This is a genomic window from Teredinibacter franksiae (assembly GCF_014218805.1).
Classification (GTDB): Bacteria; Pseudomonadota; Gammaproteobacteria; order Pseudomonadales; family Cellvibrionaceae; genus Teredinibacter; species Teredinibacter franksiae.
Genome location: NZ_JACJUV010000001.1, coordinates 3870944 through 3894449, shown reverse-complemented (window position 1 = coordinate 3894449; position 23506 = coordinate 3870944). Strand labels below are relative to the sequence as shown.

The 23506-nt window shown below is 46.9% G+C and carries 14 protein-coding genes; 9 read left to right on the top strand and 5 right to left on the bottom strand.

Features of this window, described 5'->3' with window-relative positions:
- Positions 1 to 62: 62 nt before the first annotated feature.
- The 3 genes from dctP to H5336_RS16290 all read right to left on the bottom strand — a co-directional run bounded on the left by dctP (position 63) and on the right by H5336_RS16290 (position 7063).
- Positions 63 to 2147 carry a TRAP transporter substrate-binding protein DctP gene (gene dctP / locus H5336_RS16300; RefSeq protein ID WP_185235299.1) on the bottom strand — a complete coding sequence of 695 codons (2085 nt, stop codon included), beginning with the start codon at positions 2145 to 2147 and terminating at the stop codon, positions 63 to 65.
- A 738-nt stretch (positions 2148 to 2885) separates the two neighbouring features.
- Entirely contained in the window at positions 2886 to 3311 is a 426-nt protein-coding gene (locus tag H5336_RS16295) for a hypothetical protein (RefSeq protein WP_185235298.1), read from the bottom strand.
- 341 nt (positions 3312 to 3652) lie between these two features.
- Positions 3653 to 7063 (bottom strand): ligand-binding sensor domain-containing protein, encoded by a 3411-nt coding sequence (locus H5336_RS16290; protein ID WP_185235297.1) that lies wholly within the window; start codon positions 7061 to 7063, stop codon positions 3653 to 3655.
- A 266-nt stretch (positions 7064 to 7329) separates the two neighbouring features.
- Here H5336_RS16290 and H5336_RS16285 point away from each other — a divergent pair, with 266 nt between their 5' ends.
- The 8 genes from H5336_RS16285 to H5336_RS16250 all read left to right on the top strand — a co-directional run bounded on the left by H5336_RS16285 (position 7330) and on the right by H5336_RS16250 (position 18991).
- Entirely contained in the window at positions 7330 to 8196 is an 867-nt protein-coding gene (locus H5336_RS16285; protein WP_246439116.1) for a transporter substrate-binding domain-containing protein, read from the top strand.
- A gap of 242 nt (positions 8197 to 8438) precedes the next feature.
- Positions 8439 to 9350, top strand: a complete 912-nt coding sequence (locus tag H5336_RS16280; protein WP_185235295.1) for a transporter substrate-binding domain-containing protein — start codon at positions 8439 to 8441, stop codon at positions 9348 to 9350.
- Between the two features lie 441 nt (positions 9351 to 9791).
- Positions 9792 to 11288, top strand: a complete 1497-nt coding sequence (locus H5336_RS16275; protein ID WP_185235294.1) for a methyl-accepting chemotaxis protein — start codon at positions 9792 to 9794, stop codon at positions 11286 to 11288.
- A 591-nt stretch (positions 11289 to 11879) separates the two neighbouring features.
- The gene (locus H5336_RS16270; protein ID WP_185235293.1) at positions 11880 to 12827 is read left to right on the top strand and encodes a transporter substrate-binding domain-containing protein; all 948 of its coding nucleotides are present in this window, start codon (positions 11880 to 11882) and stop codon (positions 12825 to 12827) included.
- A gap of 225 nt (positions 12828 to 13052) precedes the next feature.
- Positions 13053 to 15089, top strand: a complete 2037-nt coding sequence (locus H5336_RS16265; RefSeq protein ID WP_185235292.1) for a pectate lyase family protein — start codon at positions 13053 to 13055, stop codon at positions 15087 to 15089.
- Positions 15090 to 16098: 1009 nt separating this feature from the next.
- Positions 16099 to 17385, top strand: coding sequence for a pectate lyase (locus H5336_RS16260; protein WP_185235291.1), 1287 nt, complete (start codon positions 16099 to 16101; stop codon positions 17383 to 17385).
- A 110-nt stretch (positions 17386 to 17495) separates the two neighbouring features.
- Complete coding sequence (locus H5336_RS16255) at positions 17496 to 18023, top strand: hypothetical protein (protein WP_185235290.1); 528 nt, start codon at positions 17496 to 17498, stop codon at positions 18021 to 18023.
- Positions 18024 to 18034: 11 nt separating this feature from the next.
- On the top strand, positions 18035 to 18991 hold the full coding sequence (locus H5336_RS16250; RefSeq protein WP_185235289.1) for a hypothetical protein: 957 nt from the start codon (positions 18035 to 18037) through the stop codon (positions 18989 to 18991).
- A 75-nt stretch (positions 18992 to 19066) separates the two neighbouring features.
- Here the strand turns inward: H5336_RS16250 and H5336_RS16245 are convergent, their stop codons facing one another.
- Together H5336_RS16245 and H5336_RS16240 are read right to left on the bottom strand one after the other, a co-directional pair.
- Complete coding sequence (locus tag H5336_RS16245; RefSeq protein WP_185235288.1) at positions 19067 to 20029, bottom strand: transporter substrate-binding domain-containing protein; 963 nt, start codon at positions 20027 to 20029, stop codon at positions 19067 to 19069.
- Positions 20017 to 20943, bottom strand: coding sequence for a substrate-binding periplasmic protein (locus tag H5336_RS16240; RefSeq protein ID WP_185235287.1), 927 nt, complete (start codon positions 20941 to 20943; stop codon positions 20017 to 20019). The genes H5336_RS16245 and H5336_RS16240 overlap by 13 nt, the downstream gene beginning before the upstream one ends.
- Before the next feature lie 332 nt (positions 20944 to 21275).
- Here H5336_RS16240 and H5336_RS16235 point away from each other — a divergent pair, with 332 nt between their 5' ends.
- The gene (locus H5336_RS16235; protein WP_185235286.1) at positions 21276 to 23306 is read left to right on the top strand and encodes a glycoside hydrolase family 97 protein; all 2031 of its coding nucleotides are present in this window, start codon (positions 21276 to 21278) and stop codon (positions 23304 to 23306) included.
- The last annotated feature ends 200 nt before the right edge of the window (positions 23307 to 23506 follow it).

Genomic DNA, 23506 nt, shown 5'->3' with positions numbered 1-23506 from the left:
TGTTGAGGAGATGTTCAAGGGAGGAGCGCCCCCCTGTAATCATTAAAGACGGGAAACACATGTTAATGGTTATTTTGAATCAAACTGAGTAATCGTTTCTGTTCACTGGTTTTAATAAGTGAGTCGTAAACCGGCTGCATCTTTCGCTGGAAAGCGCCTTTATCGACATCTTTAACCAACGTTACACCTTGCCTCAAACTACTCTCCAGTGAAGCCTTTTCGCTCTCACTCCAGAGCTTACGCATTACCGGTACAGAATCACTGGCAGCCTGGGAAATAAGTATTTGGTCTTCGGCTTCTAATTTGTCCCAACGCTTTTTTGAAAACACAATAAGTTCGGGTACCAACGCGTGCTCGGTATAGCAAAAGTGGCTGAAAGCATCGTATTGCTTATAGGCATCAAATGTGGGTATGTTATTTTCCGCCGCATCGATTAGGCCCGTTTTTTTGGCGTTAATCAGCTCGTTCATACCCATTTTAATGGCTGCCGCACCCATAGCCTCGGCCACCGCCACCCACATATCCGAAGGCATAACACGCAGGCGCATCCCTAGGGTATCATCTGGCGTTCGCACCGGCTTACTGGAGTAGATAGAACGTGCCCCGCTATCGTAGTACGCCAACCCCACAAAACCCGCCCGCCCACAGGCCTTCAAAATATCCCTACCGGGTTCTCCATCGATTACCCGATGCATATGCTCGGTGGATTTAAACAGGAAAGGCAGCGCAAGAAGCACCGTTTCGGGTACATCATCGTTAAGCAATGCCGGGTTTGAACGCATCATATCAATGCTGCCACGACGTAATTTTTCGAACACCTCAGCATCGTTACCCAGCGCGCCACCGCTGCACACCTCCAACTGAATTCTACCGTCTGTTCTCTCCTTCAATAGTTCGGACATGTGATATAGCGCTTTCACGGCGGGATGATCGGGGCCATGCTGATCCGCCACGCGTAAATCAAGATTTTGTATAGAGGCGTCCATAAAAGTGAAGGAGCCAATACGCTCGTTAATAGACAGCGCATTTTCGCCTATTTTGCCAATAGACCGGGCAGATGTAAGAGAAGCCGCTGAGTTTTGCACACTCATTTGAGAGATTTGGGCAATTTTCGCCAGCACATCTTCACTCGCGGCCTTTTGATGCTGAATAGATTCGAAAATACTCTCGACCGCCTGCGCCGCTGTAACAGACCCCTGGTTTATTTTTTCTATTGAGACACCGGCTCTCTGGGCGTGCTCGACCCCGTGCTGAACCGCGTTTTCGGTAATCCCCATACTGTTTACGGCTGTTTCGGCATTCTCCTGCATTCGCGTCACAATATTACTGATTTCCTGCGTCGATTCAGCCGAACGCTGAGCTAGATTCCGCACCTCATCCGCCACCACCGCAAACCCCCGACCCTGATCACCGGCACGTGCAGCCTCAATGGCAGCGTTAAGGGCCAGCAAGTTCGTCTGATCGGCTATTTGATGAATTACCACCGCCATTTCGGCAATGCTATTACAGTCTTCTCTTAGCGCCGAAATACTGGAAGATGCCTGAACCACGGTTTGCGAAATTTCCTGAATACTATTTACTGTATTATGAATATCCACCTTTCCCGTTTCCGCAACTTCACGGGTATCGCGGGTATGCGTTCTTGCCGCTTCACTTTCTACGCCTATAGTGGCAATACCGTGAACCATCTCGTCGACCGACTGATTCATATGGTGCGAGGCATCACTTTGTAATTGCGAATTACGGGCAATATTACGTGCCGAACTGTCTACTTCGTCAAGTGTATGAATAAGGGATTTTGCATCAATATGTATGGTTTTAAAGCAATCACGCAGTTTGTCAAACAGGGAAGCCTCTTCACGCAAAATTGTCGCCAACTCATCGTCGCCTTCGGCGTTGAAGCGCTGAGTTAGATCCTGTTTCTGGTTAGCGTGTGTAATTTCGCTTTGCAGACGCGACAAGGGTTCCAGTAGCCCCCGCCAAAGCCCTATGCCGATAAAAACCAACAGGGTAGCCGCACCAAGCCCTACAGCAAGCACTAAGGTACTATAACCGCCCGTCATACCAAAATAAGCGAGCAGTGTTAGAACGACACAGGATAGCGGGGCCGCCAATATCAGGAATAAAGAACGCTGAATTATTGTCACACCGCCCTCCCGCGGAAGTCTTTAAATTTTGCGGTAGCATTTCGCGCCATAAATTTAGCATAGCAGCGGATCAAAAAAATGCCGCCCGAACACAACTTTAAAGCCCCTAATGAATTCCACAGAGCATCAATCTGGCAACAACTGCCAGCCTAGGCAATCAGGCTAGGCAAAAAGGAATTAACTGAGTTTTGGGCGTGCAAGAGAAATAAAGGCTGGCTGTATGAGACACAAGGGCACCGCTATTCATTGTTTTTGGCCTTTGGCTTTGTGTGCGTTCCTACGCAGGATAAAATTTACAGGCATACCGGTGACCTAGCAAAAAAATGTTACCGCCCTACATGCATCGCACACAAAGCCCCAAAGGGCACGGCCTAGAAAACCTTATTGCAGCGTTGGCCCGCTTCGAAAGACACCAGCCTTCGGCTGCGCAGCCCGTCTTACACTAAGGTTTTTCCGATCGCGTAGAGGCTGATATCAATTAATAGCGGCGCCCATAATGACATTGCACTGCTAGCTTAGCGACAAGCCTTTAACGGGCGAACTTGCTAAACGAATCATCGTGCGTTTATCCAACCGAGTAAATTCCCATCAATTCCAAAATGACCTTACCAAATCCATCAAAGCTCACCGTACTCATAGATACGCCGCCAATCCATTAGAGAAAGGCTTTCATTTTTCAATTCTCCACAGTACTCACACGTTTTAATAGGCCAAGATTGGCTTGAGGCTGAATAGACCCTAACCACTTTTGGCGAGATAAAGCGGTGATTCAAAAGCACTGACAAACATTTCTGCGATCATTTTTTGTTTTCCCACGCAATGAGCCAGCCGGGCATAAAGCCCACCCACAGCCTGAGAAAACTCTATAGAATGCTCAATATCAGGGTAGAAGACAAAAAACTGATGCAGTTCATCGGTAAGAATCTGCATATCGGCCCAAAAAATCTTCATCGTTTGATGCAGAGTGACATTGAAACTTGAAGACTCTACCAGTCGAGGACAATAATCCCGATTCAATCGCATAAAGTGTGCGAGCAATGCATTTTTCTCGTCCATCATTACTTTCTGTCCGCATTCTTCCTTAAATCCAAGTCCCCTAATTTTTCCGACCAATTGCGAAAGTTCATTTCTTGCAACGTTAAACTCCAGCAGATGCGTATCCATACCTTTTCCTTGTGTCGCTCTGTTTTTTTCGTTTTAATCAGTCACAGATTTAGCTGTATACCACTAAATAATTTAGCCGGTTAAAATCAGTCAGTTAGACTATTTTTTTTGGTTGCCCGAATGAATTCACTACGGCTGGAATATCCCTATCAAAATGGCATAAAACTCATCTTGCGGTTGTATTAAAAATCCCAACACTATCACTTCTATTTATTTGATATTCTATGAATATCACTATTCGACAGATCAGCACCGTATTTTTAAAATCGACCGTCTCGCTGCGCATTGTGATAATCGTGGCCTCTCCATCTCCACTTAACTTCATTATGCAGATCCTTTTACTACTCTAACGGTGTCAAACTTTTCTGGTTTACCGGCAAAACGGCACTGAACACACTTCCCTTTTCGAGTTCACTCTTAACTTCCACCCAACCGCCATGTGCCCGACAAAGGCTATCCACAAGAGCCAACCCCAAACCTGTTCCATAACCACGCTGTTTTCTTGTTTCATCGTCAAATTGTTCGAAGCGCTGAAACATACGCTGCTGATCCTCATGCGTTATGCCAATACCGGTATCCTCCACATTAAAAACACAATATTGCACACCGTTTTTATTCCGTTCGGAGACTGAAATGTAAATATTTCCCTTCCGCGTGTATTTAATCGCATTTGACACCAAATTATTCAATATCTGTTTTAAACGGACAGAATCAGCCTGTATTTCATCGGTCCAGCATTGCTTACTCGCCATTAATTCTAAACCCGCCTCCTCCGCCCTTGTGGAAAAGTCACGTTCAAGCTGGTCAATAATGGCTAGAATTTCGCAGCGGGTTATAAACAATGTCATTTTCCCCGATTCGATTTTCGAGATATCGAGAATATCGTTAATAATGGCTAAAAGGTGAGAACCATTACGGTGAATGCTCTCAAGAGAACTGAGCATGACTTCAGGTGTTACGTGAGGATACTTGGTTAGTAATCGCCGCGAAAATCCAATAACTGAATTTAGTGGCGTGCGTAATTCATGAGACATATTGGCAAGAAAATCTGTTTTTGCCTCATTAGCTTTGGTTAATTCTCGGGTACGAGTATTCACCAGAGAGTTTAATCTACGCGCGGTTAAATTCAGTAGCACTAAGCGGCTTACCGCAGAAAAAAATAATGCGCCTAGTATTAAATAGAGTATATAGGCCCACCATGTTCGCCAAAGAGGGGGATATATTTCAAATAAAAAAGTAGCTTTTTGTGCCGAAAACCCGCCCTTGCCATCACTACTGCTCAATTCGAACTCGTAACGCCCAGGGCTAAGATTGGTGTAAGTAACAAAGTTTCGATTTGAGATATAGCTCCAGTTAGCGTCAAAATTTTTCAGCCGATATGCGAAGCTATTATCTCGTCGCATTTGAAAATTTATGGCGGTAAATACAAATGTCACCATGTTTTGTGTATACGCGAGCCCAAGAGGCTGCTGATAGTTATCTCGAAAAACCGGATAGGAAATTTCGTTGGAATCGAGCGACTCGTTTAGAACCTGAACATCGGTAATAATGGGTGTGGGCAGTTCACTATCACCCAAAACCATTTCTGGATAAAAACTGAGCAAGCCATTGGAGGAGCCAAAATGTAGCTTACCATCAGCATCCTTATAGCTAGCCTTGCGAATAAACTGGTCCGCCATTAAGCCATTACTATCAGAAAAGCTTTTCAACACTGTAAATTTATTCGCATCTATAACCGCCAATCCATCGGCTGTTGCAACCCAAATTCGCCCCTCATCATCCTGTTGAATCGCGGCTACGCTGTCATCGGGCAGCCCGTCCTCAACCCCAACATGTTTGAATTCCGACGTTTCTGGATTAAATATATTGACCCCTCCACCCTGGGTGGCTATCCAGATCAACCCGTTTTCATCTTCGTGTAAATCCTGTATGCGCCCTACTCTAAAACCCTTATGGTCTTTTGCGTTGGGCAAAAAACGTTTGAATTTTTGTGTGTTCTCATAATATTGATTCAATCCATATTGAGTACCAATCCATAGGCGCTCGCTGGAATCTTCGAGAATATCCCAAATATAGTCATAGCTAAGACTGGCGGAATCATTGGGCTCGTATCGAAAATTGCTGAAGGTATCACTGCTTCTATCGTATAGAAAAAGCCCGGATGTTTCCGAGCCTGCCCAAAGCCGGCTTTTACTGTCTATAAATATTCGCCAGATAAAATCCGAGCCTATACTGCCGTCTTCGTCCGTGTTCAAATAGCGCTTCATTTTTTTTGTATGGGGATTTAAACGTGCCAGCCCACCGCCCCACAAACCCAGCCATATTGCTCCATCGAAATCCTCTTGCAACGTCAGTACCGCAGATGCGGCCAGCCCGTATGGCTCCGGGCCAGGAAGAATGTGCTCAATATTTTCAGCGTCCCCCCCCCAGATTTTATTAAGACCGTACTCTGTGCCAACCCACAATGTCCCATCGTTACTGCGCATAACCGCTGTAATCGCACTACTGGACAATGTTCGTGGGTTGTTTTCAATGTGATAATCGTAATGGAAATTTGCAGAACGCCGATTAAATAAGTGCAGCCCAAACGGAAACGCACCGAGCCAGATATTTTGCTGTTGATCCTCAGCTATCGATCTAATCGCGCTCGACAATGGCGTTGCTGGGTCGTATGGGTTATGAATTATGTTAGTGAATGTTGCTTTTTTTTCATCGAAAAAAACAACACCAGCACGATCGGTTAATATCCATATTAGCCCTAGACTATCCTCATAAATTTCATAGATGATGTCATCGGGTAAGCATGATTCGCCACAACCGACGCCAAAGTGTTTTATTTCACCATTGCTCTCAATGCGAGAAATACCATCCCCCAGTGTCGCCACCCAAATACGTCCAAACTGATCTTCCATTAGGCCTGTTATATGATTGCCTGCTAGGGTGTACGGCGGTGGCGAAGAGGCCGAATAACGGCTGAACATACCACTAGCGCGGTTAAGAAAATTCAAGCCCCCGCCTTCCGTACCAATCCACAAGTTTCCGTTCTTGTCTTCGAGTATTACGCTCACGTAGTTATGGCTAAGGCCATTGGCGTTTTCGGGGTTATGTTCATAATGCTCGACAGTCGTTCGATCGATCGAAATTATGTCGAAACCCTTCCCTGTTCCCACTAGTATTTCATTATTCCTACTAACACCTACCCATTTTACAAAATTATTACCAATGGATTGTGGCTTACCGGGCTGGTGCATCCAGCGTACGAAACTGTCTGTATCGGCATCGTACTGATTCAAACCAAACTCAGAAGCCACCCACATGGTTTGTTCATGATCAATAGCGATTCGGCGCACGTAGTTGGCGCTCAGCGACCCTGGATCAGTCGCTTCATTTCGATACAGTTTTGCACGCAAACCATCATAACGAAGCAATCCATTTGCCGTACCCACCCACAAAAAGCCCTTCGAGTCCTGAGCAAGCGTATTTACGTGAGAAAACCGGTGTTCACTTAACCGCGGCGTCTGCAACCGAACAAAACGAATTTCGTCGGTGACGGCCGAAGGCTGTTTTCGGGCAGGGCTGGCGGTAGAGGCATGGGTACCAACTGTTGCTGCGCACAATAAAACGGCTAATAGATAGGCAATCTTCGCCCAGCCACACAAGAGACACTTTCGGCGATTCGCCGGAATAAGGCACAAGACAAAATGCCTTAGAAAATCGGCCACAAATGGTTTGGAAATCAGTAAGCCAATCATAGCGTCATCTAATTGAGGATGGGTTGAAAAGCCTAAACAGTATAGTCAACGCCCTCCGCTGCCTGTAATCAATCCAAGATATTTAGTCGTAGGCTGGCCAAATCACACAACAAACAAACTTGGCTGATAACATAATGATTAACACGTCAATGCGAAATGAACAGTTGGTGCTACAGTTAAGCTATGACACCCCTCATTCAACTATTTTCGACGATATCGAAGGCTCTTATAGGGTTTTGTAAGAGGTATAAAAATTGAAGATGCCTATGATTATAAGGTTGGTTCTTTTTGTAGCCCTGTTATTTCCCTCAGGGCTACAAGCTAAAACGCTTGTGATTAATAAAATTCGTGCAACGAATTCGCCTTATATGCTGAATTTGCTCAAACTTGCACTGTCATACAGCGACACTGAGTACACCTTCAAAGAGCTACCCGAACGCCTCACTAAAACGGCCTCCAGAGAAGCTCTGAGGCTAGACGAAATTAACGTTATATGGGGTGGCACCTCCAAAGATATGGAAGCCAATTACCGTCCCATTCGCATTGACGGCTACCGCGGTTTGATGAGCATGCGCTTTTTAATCATACGCAAAGGAGACCAGGCGCGTTTTAACGCCATCCGAACGTTGGAAGATTTAAAATCGCTGCGTTTTGGCCAGGGCCGCACCTGGACCGACGGTAAAATATTGGAACACAGCGGCCTAACCGTGCGACGTTCCACAAAAAAGGACGGCCTTTATCATATGCTCGACGGGGGTCGCTTCGAAGCATTTCCTCGCGGCGCCACCGAAGCCTGGAAAGAAGTTGATCAAATGAGCAGCTTAGCTTTAGAGGTTGAAGAGAAACTGATTATTTCCTACCCACTGCCGACCTATTTTTTCGTCAACAAAGACAACTTGGCTTTGGCCCGTGATGTCGAAAATGGGCTGGAAGCGGCGATTACCGACGGCACCATGGACAACTTTTTCTACAGTAGCGACCGCGTGAGATCCTTTCTTAAAAACGCCAAACTTACACAACGAAGAGTTATTGAGCTGAACAACCCCTTCCTGCCTGAAGCAACCCCCATAGACCGCGATGAGCTTTGGCTAACCATAGACGAACTAATTGAAGGTGCAGCTCAGTTTATGTAGCGCCCTTGCGTGTTTGGGTACTCTGTGCTATTGCTGCAATTTACACCGCCATCAAGGCCTTTGTAGCTTTCCGTATGCGCTACCTCAACGACTGCGCCAAAATCTACATATTTTTTTATTCAAGCGGGTTATTGAATTGAATTAGCGTTATGGCGCATATATCATCACCAGGAATCAATACTTCACTGATCGTTGGTTATCTCGCTTATGCTCAGAAGAGTTCCCTATACTGGTTGTGCATTATGTTAGCTGTAAGGTCTGCATTTTTTTCCGTTCTGATGCTATACGGCGCGGCCGCACTAGCCTGCTTCGAGCAAGCTGATGGCTCCACCCCCAAACTGGTTATTCCCCTGCAGGAACCCACTAAGCTCGCTCACAACCAATTCTTCCTTACACTATTACCACAGCTCTTAGAACGCAGCCAGGACGAGTACGGGCCCTGTGAACTCCAGTTTTTTGGGGAGCCTTTATCCCACGAACGAATTTCGGCGCTCATCGCCAAAAATCGGTATCTCAGTATGAACTGGGCCTCCACCGCAAAAGACCGAGAGCACAAATTACGCGCAATTAAGGAACCCTTGCTTAAGGGGCTGATGGGCTTTCGTGTGATGATTTTACACAGTGATAACAAGCACGCCCTGCGCTATGTTAAAACCCCCACTCAACTCAAACAGTTTTCTTTCGGCCTTGGCGGAAGCTGGCCTGATGTAGACGTGATGAAGGCCAATGGCTTTAAAGTCATTACAACCTCCAGCTACGAATTACTGTTTCGTATGCTCTCGGCCGGGCGTTTCGATTTACTGTCTCGCGGTTTCAACGAAGCGATTCCTGAGGCCAAGCTTCACGAACACAAAAACATTACCGTAGACCCTTACATTACGGTGGTTTACCCCCTACCGGTTTACTTTTTTATTAATCGGGATAACAACAAACTGGCTGAGCGCATTGCCTCCACTATTGCCGCGATGCGTGCCGACGGTAGCTTCGACAATATTTTTTACGCCGACCCCGATATTGCCAAAAGCCTGAATGACTTAAGGCTGGAAGAGCGAACCAAAATTTATCTTTGCAACCCTAGCCTCCCCCCAGACGTTCCCTTCGACCGGCCGGAACTCTGGCACTACCCCATCAATAACGACGCTTGCCGATCTTAAAACCCCAGTTAACCGCTACCTTCGGTTATAACAAAAAATAATCGAACCCCCCATCAATTCAGCGCTCCTGCAGGCTCCAGCACAAATATCACCTAAGCCTATAGATCGGCCGGAAGCTGCTCAAGCTCCCCTTCAGATCTAGCGCTGCTGAAGTTTACATTGGGGGCTCATGTGCTAAGTTTAAGAGAATACTGAGGATTTAGGTGCTAAAGGATTCAGCGACACTGTCGATGAGTAACTTGGGGGGTAGAAAGTAAAATCCAATTATCGGCGCACCACCAGCAACCTATCCTACAAGTACCCTAAAAATAGGTGTTCAAAAACTGTAATTGTCTGAACTTTAAGTAGGAACGTGTTTAGGCAGCATTATGCAAAACGCTTCGCCTTCTATTTGGATGTAGCACGGCAAGCTAGACAGGCGCAGGCAAAGAGAACGAAACTATGATGACAAGATCCCTGACCACAAAAATGATGGCCGCCCTCACAATTATTATGGTTTTGGTGGCGGGGTTAGTATTTGCCGTGAACTACAAAATCGCTGAGGGCAACCAGCAAAAAAAGTTTGAATCCGATATTAGCGCGCAAATTGCGCTAATTAATTCGGCAATGATGGAAGCGGTATTCACTTACGATTTCCAGCAAATTGAAACAATTGCCAAATCGCTTGTAAACACTGCATTAGTGACCGAAATCAGGCTAACAGACCACCGAGGAAAAGATCTGGCCAAAGCGCTCGAATCTGACACTAACGATACATCAGATAAAGTCGGTCGCAATGCCGTAGAAATTCACCGTGGTGATGAGTTGGTAGGGAAATATAATATTGTTTTTTCCACCCAGGAAATGGATCAGGTGCTTTCTGATCAGGTGCGCAAAAGCTCGTCCATCGTTGTGATGCTGCTAATTGCCTCCCTAACTACGGTTTATGTCCTTACTCGAAAACTGATCATTTCGCCTGTTAGTGATGTCAGCCACTCTCTGGAAGAAATTGCCGCCGGCGGTGGCGATCTGACCCGTCGCTTACCCACCAATAGCGGTGACGAGATCAGTATACTGTGTAACAATTTTAACCGCGTAATGGAGCAAATTGCCTCCATCATTACGAACGTAACAGTGGTAACAAAAAAAGTAAGGCAGAATGTCGGCACCATGTCGGAGGCCACCAACAGTACCGTAACGTCTATCTCGCAACAGCTTAAAGAGATCGAGCAAGTCGCCGCAGCCCTTCAAGAAATGTCAGCCTCTTCCGACGAAGTGGCCAAACACGCAGAAGAAACCGCAGAACGCACCCGTGAAACCTCTACCTTCGCCGACGAAGGCGCCAATGTCGTTGAACATTCACGTGAAACCGTAAACCGTTTAACCGACCAAATTGAAGCAACCGCCGGAAAAATTCAGGTATTAAAGAACAGCAGTGAAAACATTGGCTCGGTAATGGAAGTTATTCGGTCTATTGCTGAACAAACTAACTTACTGGCTTTAAACGCCGCCATCGAGGCCGCACGTGCTGGCGAACAAGGGCGAGGCTTTGCCGTGGTTGCCGATGAAGTTCGTTCCCTTGCTCAGAAAACACAAACTTCTACTGAAGAAATAGAGTCCATTATCATTCAATTACAACGTGCCGCCGACGAAGCACATCAATCAATGAATACCAGCATGGGGTCGGTTCAGGAAACACTCGAAACGTCGGGTAAGGTGAGTGCTGCGCTAGACAAAATCCGTTCCAACATTGAAACCATTAACAGTATGAATCACCAGATAGCCAACGCCTCCAATGAGCAGAGTTCCGTAGCCAATGAGGTAAGCAAGAATATCACCGCGATTTATTCTTTATCTGAACAGGTTTCCGAGGACGCTCAGATCGTAAGTGAAAACAGTAGCCAGCTTGACCATGAAAGTGGTGAATTAAAAGAGCAAATGGATAATTTCAAAGTTTAGCGAACTTATACTGTGCACTCGGTTTTCACCTAGCTTGCTGCTGCATAAGCAGTAAGCTGGGCTTGCCAGCCTTCACCGTCTAACTTTCCACAGTTTCACCTCTGTTACCCCGCCAATAATCGAATTTTCCTATGCGCTAAGCAAAGTGGTTTTTATAATAGAATCCATAGCCGTTACACATCAAAGTTTTACACGGCTTAGCTGTACCTACCCTAGAAAGGTGAAGTATTATTTCCACAATACTATCGGGACACACAACCCCTGCGGGCGCCGAACCACTATAAAAATTAACTCTTTTAAATACATCAGGCAAGACCTATTTAAAGGCACCGCTATTAATTGCTTTTGGCCTCTGGCTTTGTCTGTGGTTCGTGCGCAAGGCAAAATTGCAAGCATGCTTGGTGGCCTGGCGAAAAATTTTAACGCCCTGTATGGATCGCTCACAAAGGCCCAAAGGGCACGGCCTAGCAAACCTTATTACAACGTTGGCTAGCGTGGGAAGGCAGCCAGCCTTCCGCTACGCAGCCCGCCTTAAACTAAGGCTTGCCTAATCGCGCAGAGGCTAAAACCCATTATTAAATGGTGCCCTTAGTGCGCATAAATATTTTTACGGTTTGCAGTGCAATTGTTGCTCGGGTTCTTATACTGACTTCTGCCGATAGGTGTTTGACAGTTTTAGGCTCACTGCTTATTGCAGGTTTAGCGACAACCAGCAGGCCCGCCATCGCCGTTGAACAGGTGATCGCGCTACCCAATGCTGATGTTCGGGATATTCGCGACGAATACAACAGTGAACTGCTACACGCGGTAATGGATGCAACCGTTGAGGCGTTCGGCCCCTACGAACTTATTTCCCCGAAACGCCCAATGTTAAGCCACCGGATGATTGTGGAACTTAGCCGGGGAGACCACTTAAACGTGGTTGTATCGACCTATAAATCTTCCTGGGAAGGGCAGGTGTTAGTCGTACCCTTCCCGGTGAACAAAGGGCTTGCCAGCTACCGCGTTTTCTTTGCGCCACAAAAGATAAGCGAACCCCTTGTGCGCATTAGCAAGCTCGAGCAATTGAAATCGTTTCGATTCGGCCAGGGGCGCGGCTGGTCTACCGCTAAAATTTTGGAAGACCACGGCTTTAGGGTTGTATACGCCGATTCATACACCAGCCTGTCGCGCATGTTGGCAGCCGACCGGTTCGACCTGTTTATGCGCGGTGTACATGAAATGACATTAGAAAAACCAACCTACCTCAGCCCCGACTCTAGCCTAATGGCCGTGGACAGTTTCGCCCTATATACTTATCTGCCCGCTTATTTTCAAGTCACTAAAAAACGACCAATACTGGCACAAAGGCTAGAAGCAGGGCTCAAAAAGCTAGATCGTGCAGGGAGCATAGAGGCGCAACTGAAACGCTATTATGGTGAAGCCATCAAGCTTGCGAGCAACACCCATCGCAAAGTGTTTTACCTAGAAAACACCAACCTCAAGCCCGGCATGTATGAGCGAGACAAGCCATACTTACTCGACTCCAACCTCCGCTAACCCCCTTAAGCAGCGGCTCTCTCCCCCCCCTGAATTTAACCCGCAGACCTCAGGCAGAATCACCTGGTTGGCTCTTTGGTAATACCAGTAACAACTTGACGAGCGGATTGGTTTTACCATCGCAAAGTGTTATAAACTCGAGCCAGTACCATATTTGTCATATATAAAGCCATCGACTCGCCGCCGTATCCTTTACAGTGCTTGGCGAGTAATCAAGGGGGGATCATGTCACAGACATCTCTGGGCCAGACAGGCCAATCAAGACGTATTTTATCCGGGGCTATTATGGCTCTTTCGCTAGCATTATCAGCCTGTGGTGGCGGGGGAGGAAGTAATGGCGGGGCAACAACACCAACGGCTGTACCTACAACACAACCCACAACGGCACCTACGGCAGAGCCCAGTATCACCCTAACTCTGGAAGAGTCATCCCCTGCTCTGGTTGGCTATTTCCCATCAACGGCTTACGAAGGCACTCTTGGCGGTTTCACGGTTTTACAAGGGTTGTCGAATGACAATAGCACTTCCCCCGCCACCTCCGCCTACCTCAACTACTCCGTGAATGTTGGCACCGACGGCGACTACGCGCTCCAGGTGCATTACGCCTTTGGCGGCACCGAAACGAATATTCGTGATGCTTGGGTCTATGTAAACGGTCTGCGAGTCCAGGTCGACGACGATGACATTCTCGAATTCAGTTATACCGGTGCGAGCGATGGAAAATGGAATACCTACGCCTATACCGACCCGATCACCCTGCCATTGATCGCAGGTGATAACGATATCCGCCTAGTAGCCGTGAATACACCCAATTATGAACGCACCATTACCTTTGCCCGCTCCGGCAGCGGCGGTAACGAAGGCGAAAGCGGTACAGGCACCATGAAGGGCCTAGCCAATATCGATGCGATTGACGTCAGTGGCGTAGCCCCCATTACAGAAGGTTCCGGCAGCACTGTACTTTACAGCCTGAGCACCAGCGTTTCTGGTGGCGCTGGCAACATTACAGTAACGCCCAAACAAGATTTTTACCTGCCAGATACCGCCATAACACTTACCGCAAACGCTGACCCTAACTTTCAATTTGGATCCTGGACCGGAGACGCACCATCTCCTGCGGCCAGCTACAACTTCAATATCAACAGTAACATTCAACTGGCTGCGCGCTTTGTTCCTGCCGGTGCAACACAGCCAGCTTCGCTTGTCGGCTTTGGCAGTGTTCAAAGCGACAACGCCATTCCCTATACCTTAACGGGTGGCTACGGTGCCAACACTACCACCGTTACCAACCTCAATGAGTTGAAAAGCGCCCTGGCCGTTAGCGGCCCCTTGATAATCAAAGTTTCCGGCCTGATCGACAACAGTGGCAACCCCAGTGAAAGCCTAAATGTACCCTCCAACACCACTATTTTTGGGGATACGGCTTCTCAGGGTCACCTGAAGAATATCGAACTAAAACTCTCTGGCGAAAATTACATCGTCCGCAACCTCGTAATGTCTGAGGTCGTTGCGGTGGCAGTGAAAGATGCTGACGGCAACACGCTGATAGAGGAAGGAGCCGGTAACGACATTATTAGTATTAACCAAGGCCGCCACGTATGGATAGATCATTGCGAGTTTTATTCTTCGCTTACACCAACCGCTTTATATGATTTTAGTGGCGACGACGAATCAGCAGACGGCAAGGTTGACGAGTACGACGCAAAAGACTTTTATGATGGCCTGATCGATATTAAAAACGGGGCTTCCTTTATTACGCTTTCCCACAACCATTTTCACGATCACTGGAAAGCGATACTCATTGGTTCAAGCGACACCCAAGAAAACGGTGACTCTGCCACACGGGTAACCCTGAATCACAACTTCTTTGAAGATATCAACGGCCGAATACCTTCTTTGCGCTATGGCAAAGGTCATTTCTTTAACAACTATGTGTTAAGCAATCACCCAACAGCCTATGGCAAAGTGCTTTCCGTAGACACCATCTTCAACCTGCGTAACGGCGCCGAAGGGCTTATTGAAGGTAACTTTATTCAAGGCGCAGAAGATACCTTTGGTTATTTTCATTCAAATATCAGTTCAACAACCGGATACTGGAATGTAGCGGACAATAGCTTCAGTGACACCGATAACCCCGTGACCACCTCCAATGGTGATTACACCGTAGAATACAGTTACACCGCCGAGGCCAGTAACAGCATTAACACGACTGTTCCAAATAATGCTGGTGTAGGCGTTCTGAACGCAGGCGACCTCCCCTAATAAAGTCCCCCCTCTACCACCCAAACAATCCGGCTGATCGCCGGGTTGTTTTTATCTACTCAACATTTATTACTCGCTGCCAGCCAAACCGCATATTGGAACCTACCTTCAAATACAGGAACGCGTTAACAGCCGAGAAATCAGTTGCGCAACACCTCTTACCACTAGGTCGTATTTTTAGTTTCGATACATTTGGTGTAACGGATATTTGAACGCTGAAAAAATAACACGCCTAGCACCATAACAATCACTCGAAAATATAGCGTTCAAATTATTCCTGCCCGAGCATATTCCTAACCGATCACACACACTTTTAGGTGCTCACGCAGCCATGCAAATGGACTTCGTGCGTACAAATTTTCAGGATTAATCTAAACAATCAGCAACCAGCCTCTCAATCTGTCCTACAGGCTGGCCTTACCAAATAGCAATCGATTGTCCAAACCGTTTCTTTTTACGCCAGACCTAACCCCTAATTTCTAACTGTCTTGCTTAGCGTCAAAGTCTATAATGATTTCGAATAAAACATTTTGCCGCCTAATTCACATTTTTAATCGATATGGATTTCTGCATATTGGAAATTGCTATATCGTTTGGCGGCATTACACGCCACCACTCCTACAAATAAGCGTGCATATTCGCAAATCGCATAACCCGTAAAAACAAATCAGACTTTTTTAGGTTTTGCCGTTCCAAGTAAGTAATTTCGTATACCAAACTCACTATATGGCGAAAACCAGCAGCTAAAAGAACCGATGCGTCTGACCACTCGATCACAAATTGGTAAGGGGTTGACGTCATTTTCTGCATTACAGCGTGGTCAATCAATTATTACAAATTGGCCTTACATACACGCTGGGATTTCCACGGAAATCCGCCTAAGCTAAAAACGCTTTCATTTGCTGAAGTACAAGAAATATAAAAATAAGCAGTGCCTTTCTCGTAGCAATTAGCACCTTCATTCATTTAAACAACAATAATCAACCTAATTTAACAAGGGGTATTAATCATGACCCGTAAAACAATCGTGGGTATTACTGCGCTTTTCGTCGCGCTGGGCTTTTCGGCAAACGCTTTTGCCGCCAAGGATTACCCAGACGGCTTTACCAAGTGCGCGCAAAATAAAGGCGAAAGCTGTTCCTTCAGCGGAACCCGTCAGGTAGCACTGGGAAAATCCGGTGACTTTGTTTATGGAACATTTACTGGTGGCGTTACCTGTTCCAGCTCAAACTTTCCATCAAACAGTTATCCTGGCTCTGCTTGGTGTTCCTATGGGCCTGCGGGTAGCGGTGGCGACACCGGTGGCGGTACGGATACCGGTGGCAGCTCCAGTAGTGGCACCTCCAACTCCTGTGGTTCCGGTGGCGGTACTGAAGTTTGCGTAAGCGCTTCTGGCGGTAACGGCTCAGTATCTCTCAGCTGGAATGTTTCCGGGTCTGTTACCGACCAACAGGTATACCGCGACACCGACTCCAACCCCAGTGGTCGTACCCGCCTCAGTAGTGTTGGCTCAAATCCACGCAGCTTCACCGATAATAGTGCTAGCAATGGCACTACTTACTACTACTGGATTAAGTTCCGCGCCAACGGCACTTACTACAACTCCGGCGTAGCTTCAGCAACACCTAGCGGCAGCTCTTCTGGTGGTGGTAGCACTGGTGGTGGAAGCTCGGGTAGTTACGGCTCCAGCTGTAACGGTGGTAACACCACAACCGTAACCGCAACAATTCGCGTGGAAGACGGTGGTACATTCGATGGTGGTTGTAACACCTATAACGGTGGCGGCGCACTCGGCGACGGCAGTCAGGACGAAGGCCAAGACCCCATCTTCCGCGTCGGCCCAGGCTTGGTTCGTAACGTGTACATCGGCGGAAACGGTGCCGACGGTATCCACACTCGAAACGGTGGCGATGTCGATAACGTTCATTGGTCCGACGTAGGTGAAGACGCCATGACCATTAAAGACCCAACCAACGGTGCCAGCGTTTACGCCAACAATATTGAAGGCTACGACTCTGCCGATAAGTTCCTGCAGGCCAACGACGATGCTACCTGGACGGTCAACAATTGCCGCGTAGATAACGCCGGTAAATTCCTGCGTCAGAACGGTGGAACCACCTTCCCACTACATGTTGATGTGACTAACTGTGACATCTCCAATATGGGAGAAGGTATTTTCCGTTCCGATAGTTCGAACAGTACAGCCCGTATTACCAATAGCCGTTTGAGCAACTCTGGTGATACCTGTATAGGTTCATGGTCTAGCTGTTCTTCATCGGGCATTACAAATTATTAATTACGTCATTACTAATTAATGTCTCACCACTCCAGCACTTATGCTGGAGTGGTGTTCCAAACACTTTAATGAACAATTCGCGTAAATATGGCTAACACAGCACATTCAATATGAACACGAAAATACTCCTTATCGCATTTGCCTCTACGCTACTTTGCACAAGCTTCGTTCTAGAGTTTAAGCAACACGGACTAGAACGCGAAATCCTGTCCGCAAACCAGCAATGTGAATCATGGCTGACTCAACTTCAAGCACAGTACGCTGTTCAACCCGCTAGGATTGTAAAGGCCGCAACGACGCCACGAACAATCACAGCCCCCGAAAAAGAAGACATAAAGCCGGCAATAGACATTGAGCAACTCGCATCCTACAGCCATCGCGTGCAGGCGGTTTCTCACAAGTATGAATTCCTATTGTTGACAGCTCAACTCGATGCTGACGACAAAAAATTGCTCCGCCGCCTTTTGGTACGCCGAGAGCGCTTGGAAAATACGGTTATTCTTGCCGAACAGAATGGAAGCGACATTATTACAGAGCTGGAATACCAACTCTATGAAGTGGAAGATCAATTACAAATTTTAATCGCTGATCCATTAGATTATCAACGCTACAATTTTCTAAGAAACAAACAACTCTAACGACTTATATCATGGCTGCTACAACACAAACTAAATTTCTACTGACGCTAACAGGGCTATTAGCAATAGTTGGCTACTACCAACTAAATCAATACAATGCTCTAGCCAGCCAACTTGAAACTATGCCTCAAAAATGTGAAGCAAGAGCATCCGATCTGCTAAAAAACAGAGCAGCGCCTGCTATCCACCAAACTATCAACCTGCATTCAAAAGCCCAACCTAAAGCCATACGAAAACCTACAAAAATATCTTCGGACAACCCTGCTCACTCAAGCACTGAAGAAATCTCAAAAGAACAACCAAAACTTCAGCGTTTCGACGAGTCGTTAGAAGACATTGCTCGTAGAAAATACCGTTTCTTGCTGGCAAAACTAGATTTAAGTCCAGCCGAAAAAGAACATCTATTACAGCTACTTATTCAGAGAGAAGGCGTTTCGCTGGCGCTACGAGACGCGGAATTATTTTCTGACGAGCTAAACCTGGACCCAAATAAGGTTACCGACCTACAGTGGGATCTTAATATTCTGGACGAGAAAATAGCCGACATACTCGATGACAGTGATAACGGTGAACGCTACGCACTACTAAAAGATTCGGAACATGAACAAGAAGAGTTCAATCAATATACGCTGGGGGTTTCTGGGTTATTTCCGCTCGAACAGCCCCAACAGGAAACGGTGTTAATGTCCAGATTGAAACATAAGCAAACATTTGAAACAGCCTTAACAGAAGCAGGCTTTAATTTAGAGTACCCCTTAAGCAAAGCGCAACAGCAATCGCTATTGGAGAACCTCGAACAGGCAGCCTATCGCTATAAAGAAAGTTTTCTCGATGACGTGCGCCCACACCTAGATCACAGCAACTTCCCTATGGATCAATACACCATGCTTGAAAACTACACAAAAACCGAGTTTAACCAGCTTGTCAATAATCTACGTGAAAAAGTAGAATCGAGGGGCGTTTACTAAAGCGTGATAAAACGGCCACAACGCCATCGCCTTTTTCAGAAGCAACCCGTGACGAAGTGAAAACAGATTGTGTGGTCAAATAGCGTCATCGCTAGTGGTATGTCGAGAGCATTGAACAACCGAGTCTGGCCAAGCTTTGTACCAATATTTTGGCTTCTCTAGAGGGGAATCAGGACTAAGGGTTGGATTACAAAGATACAGGAATTTACGTTTTTCTAGCTTTGCTCGCTTCAAGGTTTCTTTGATTAGTGGGTGCTGATAAAAGAACGTCTGAAAACTACCATCGGCAAGCCCCTTCTCTAGTCCACTGCGAAGCCTTTCTGCTAGTAAGTGATGACTTTTTCGCACATAAAAGTTTACCGGTAACGGGTAAGCCAGAACAAGATTTTTCTCCAAACTATGCCCGCTAGCCTTAACCCGTAACTCATCAATCTTGACCTCATGCACGCCCCTAAGAATGGCATCAAATCTACCCACCGGTAACATCCTATACAAAGCACCAAGATCGTCCCCCGTTACGGTGGGAATATTTTGTTGCTGCACCAATTTACGATCGTACCAGTTCATGCCGGCACCAATGGTTATGCTACGCATCGTTTCCAAGCTGTTAATACCATTAAACCTCGCTTGATCTCCTTCGCGAATTATCATTACTCGATAACCCATAAACCCACGATATATGGGGAATCGAATGGGTAGTAATTTTTGATCGCGGCTAGGGTTCACCGTAGAATCCACGGTATCGAATAACTGTCCGCCATCTATATACAAATGAATACGATTCAGTGGTTTATTCGTTTCAATCACAATCAACTTACAAGGGCCATACTCCTCTTCAGTTTTTTTTAACACCATCTGCAATAAATCGGCATGGTAGGCGTAAACCCGATCTTCTGTGTGAAAATTAAGAGGCGTAATAAGTGTGGGGATATCAAAGCCCGGTCTTTGAAAACATGCCTGCACAGCAACCGCACTAAATGCACTTGCAAAGAACAGCAAAAATGGCGATAAAATATTTATTTTGACTATTTTTTGCATTGTAAATCTTTAGGCCAGGGACGCCACCAGAAATTCGTTTTATCCACCGGCGTATCAGGATGAAGGTAGGGATTACATAAATAGATAAAACGACGGCTCTCAAGATGAAGCTCTTCGAATGCACGCTTCACTAGCGAATGACGGCGAAACAGTTTTTCGAAAGAGCCATCGGCTATAGCAAGTTCCAACCCGAACTGAATACGCTCCGCGAGCGCTTTATTGTTTGGGCCAACATGAAAATATACCGGAGAGACATAGGCTAAACCCATTGTTTTTTCAATATCTAACAAGTTGTCTCTGCGATTCGAACGTTCTACCAATATTTGTTGCGCTCCCCGAGGGTACGCATCGAACCTTTTCGCCAGTAGCATTTTCATTAAGTTAATGTGATTGACCGCAGGCACAACAGTTATTCCATTCGCTTTTAATATTGTAACATCAGGCCAATTACCGCCCTGCCCAAAACTCAATGCGCGTACATCCGATAGCGTTTTAATACCGGTAAACGACGGCTGCTCTTCTTTGCGAATAAACAGCAATCGATAGCCCATCAAGCCTTTCAACAATGGAATACGGACCGGTAACAAACGCTGGTCTCTCTCGGGTGATGTCGTGGTATCAATAGTGTCCACTAAACCACTTTCTACCGAATGTAGATTTAACCGGTTACTTGGAAGATAGAGTTCGGTAACCCGAGCTTCACAGGGGCCGTACTTCTTGGCCGACTTATCCAGAGCCATTGCCAGCATTTCGTAGTGGTAAGAGACATTCGCCCGACGGTTTTCGTACTTCAAAGGCATGATAACGGTAGGCACAGAGTCGGCTTCGCGCAGCAAGCACCCCCATGCAGAGAGGCAAAAACCTCCTGCCGTAAGAAACATCGCAATAATCACAACCCAGCGCGGCCAACTCATATTAATAGACTAGTGCAATTTAGCCCTTCTTGCGGGTACTTTTACCCATCCTTACGATGAGCCCTACTGTGCCAACGTTACAATTCCACCTGAGCAAGCACGGCTATCACACCGACTTCAGCAGCGGCGCACCTATCCCCATATTGGCGCCACGATTACGTTCACTACAGTACGCTTGCGGGATTTTTAGGGAGGGCCGCTTACTAAAATTTGGCAGGCGACTTTGAAGCGACTACGATAATGCGCTTGGCGCGAAAACCTCCAACTACGCCATAAAAATTCGTATAAGAAACAACCACACAGTAAAAGCAAATATCGCTAAGGTAGAACCAATGCTAAAACACCTTCTAATAGCCCTAATGCCGCTTGCTCTGTTTGCGTGCTCGAAACCCGATAGCCAAAGCCAAGCGCACCAGACTTCCGCCGCTAACGCCTCCTACTCAATAGCGTCTCCCGACGGCAACAATGTCCTCCAATTCACCTTAAGCAATGGCAAACCGCTGTACGAGGTTTCACATAACGATCAACGCATTATCAGCCCATCGGCCATGGGCTTTGTATTCAAAGGGGATTCAGACGGCTTTGGCCCAATGGATGTTACCGGCACCAGCGAAATCTCCTTAGATCAAACCTGGCAACAGGTGTGGGGAGAAAAGCAAGGTATCCGTAATCACTTCAACGGAATGAGTGTGGACCTACAAGAGACCACGGGCCAGAAACGCAAACTGAGCGTCGAATTCCGGGCGTTTAATGACGGTATTGCCTTCCGCTACCTCTACCCCCAGCAAGGCGAAGGTGGGCTAGTGATTATGGATGAACTAACCGAATTCAATCTTACCAATGACGGCACAGCCTGGTGGATTGGTGCCTATCAAGACAACCGGTATGAATACATTACAACCGAATCAGCGCTCTCTACGCTTGATAAAGTTCATACGCCCCTTACCATTAAAACCGACAAAGGGCTTCATTTAAGCTTTCACGAAGCTCGGCTGGTGGATTTTGCCAGTATGACGCTGGCACGGCAGGAAGGAACCGCCTTCAAAGCTGATTTAGTTCCCTGGGCAGATGGCGACCGGGTAAAAACTGATGGCTCCTTCACAACCCCATGGAGAACCCTTCAAATTGCCGAAAACGCAGGCGACCTTATTACATCCTATTTAATTCTAAACCTGAATGACCCCAACAAACTGGAAGATACATCCTGGATTCAACCGCACAAATACCTAGGCATTTGGTGGGGCATGCACATCGGTAAATACACCTTCTGGGAAAGCCCCACCCATGGAGCCTCCACACAAATTTCTCGAGAGCATATCGACTATTGCAAAAAGTTCGGCATCGACCATTTGTTAATCGAGGGCTGGAACAAAGGCTGGACACCCGCTTGGTACGAAAACGCCATGCATATGTTTAGCTTTACCGAATCCACCCCCGACTTCGACCTAAAGACCGTAACTGATTACGCCAAAGAGAACGGCGTAAAACTTATTGGTTACCACGAAACCGGCTCGAATATAGTCAATTACCGCAAGCAAATCGACGCCGGTATGGCGCTATACCAATCCATGGGTGTGAACGATATAAAAATTGGTCAAGTTGGCTCTCGCCTGAACATGAAAGAATGGCATCACGGTCAATTTGGAGTGCGCTACTACCGAGAAGTGCTAGAGAAAGCCGCCCACTATAAGCTAGCGGTTAACTTTCATGAACCTATTAAAGACACCGGCGAACGCCGTACCTATCCGAACATGATGGCCCGTGAAGGCGCGCGCGGGCAGGAATACAACGCTTGGAGCGAAGGAAACCCACCCTCCCATACCGCCACTATCCCCTTCACCCGTTTGCTTGCAGGCCCAATGGATTTCACTCCCGGCGTGCTCGATGTTGAAATCAAACAGGGATACGCCGGCCGCGATGTTCACACCACTGCGGCTAAACAGCTCGCCCTCTATGTGGTTCTTTATTCGCCGATTCAAATGCTGGCAGACCTGCCTGAGAACTACGACGGAAACCCTGGCCTAAAATTCCTACAAGATGTACCCGTTGACTGGGAAGATACCAAAGTACTCAACGCTGAAGTTGGCCGCTATATTACGACTGTACGGAAAGACCGCTACAGCGACGACTGGTATCTGGGCAGCTTAACCAACGAAGATGCACGTGAATTCGAGATAAAGCTCAACTTCCTCGATGCGAACGCCGAATACGAAGCACAGGTTTATGCCGATGCTGAAGGTATAACATGGGAAAAAGAGGCAACAAAAATTGCTGTCTCGAACACCTCGGTTAAAGCGGGTGACAACCTCAAGCTAATGCTCGCACCCGGTGGCGGAACGGCCATTCGATTTAAAAAGTTGTAACGCCAAAAAACACAGTTAAACCTTTAAAAGGGTTGCTCCGCTAACATAGGGCAGCCCTTTTTATCGCCCCGGTATTATTCCCACCGCGCAGACTATAACCCTGAACATCTGCGCAAATATGCCGCGTCAACGTCAGTGTTTTCATTGTAAAGACCCTCTATAGCGACGCGATACTGCCGTATTTTCAGGTTCCGAAAAAT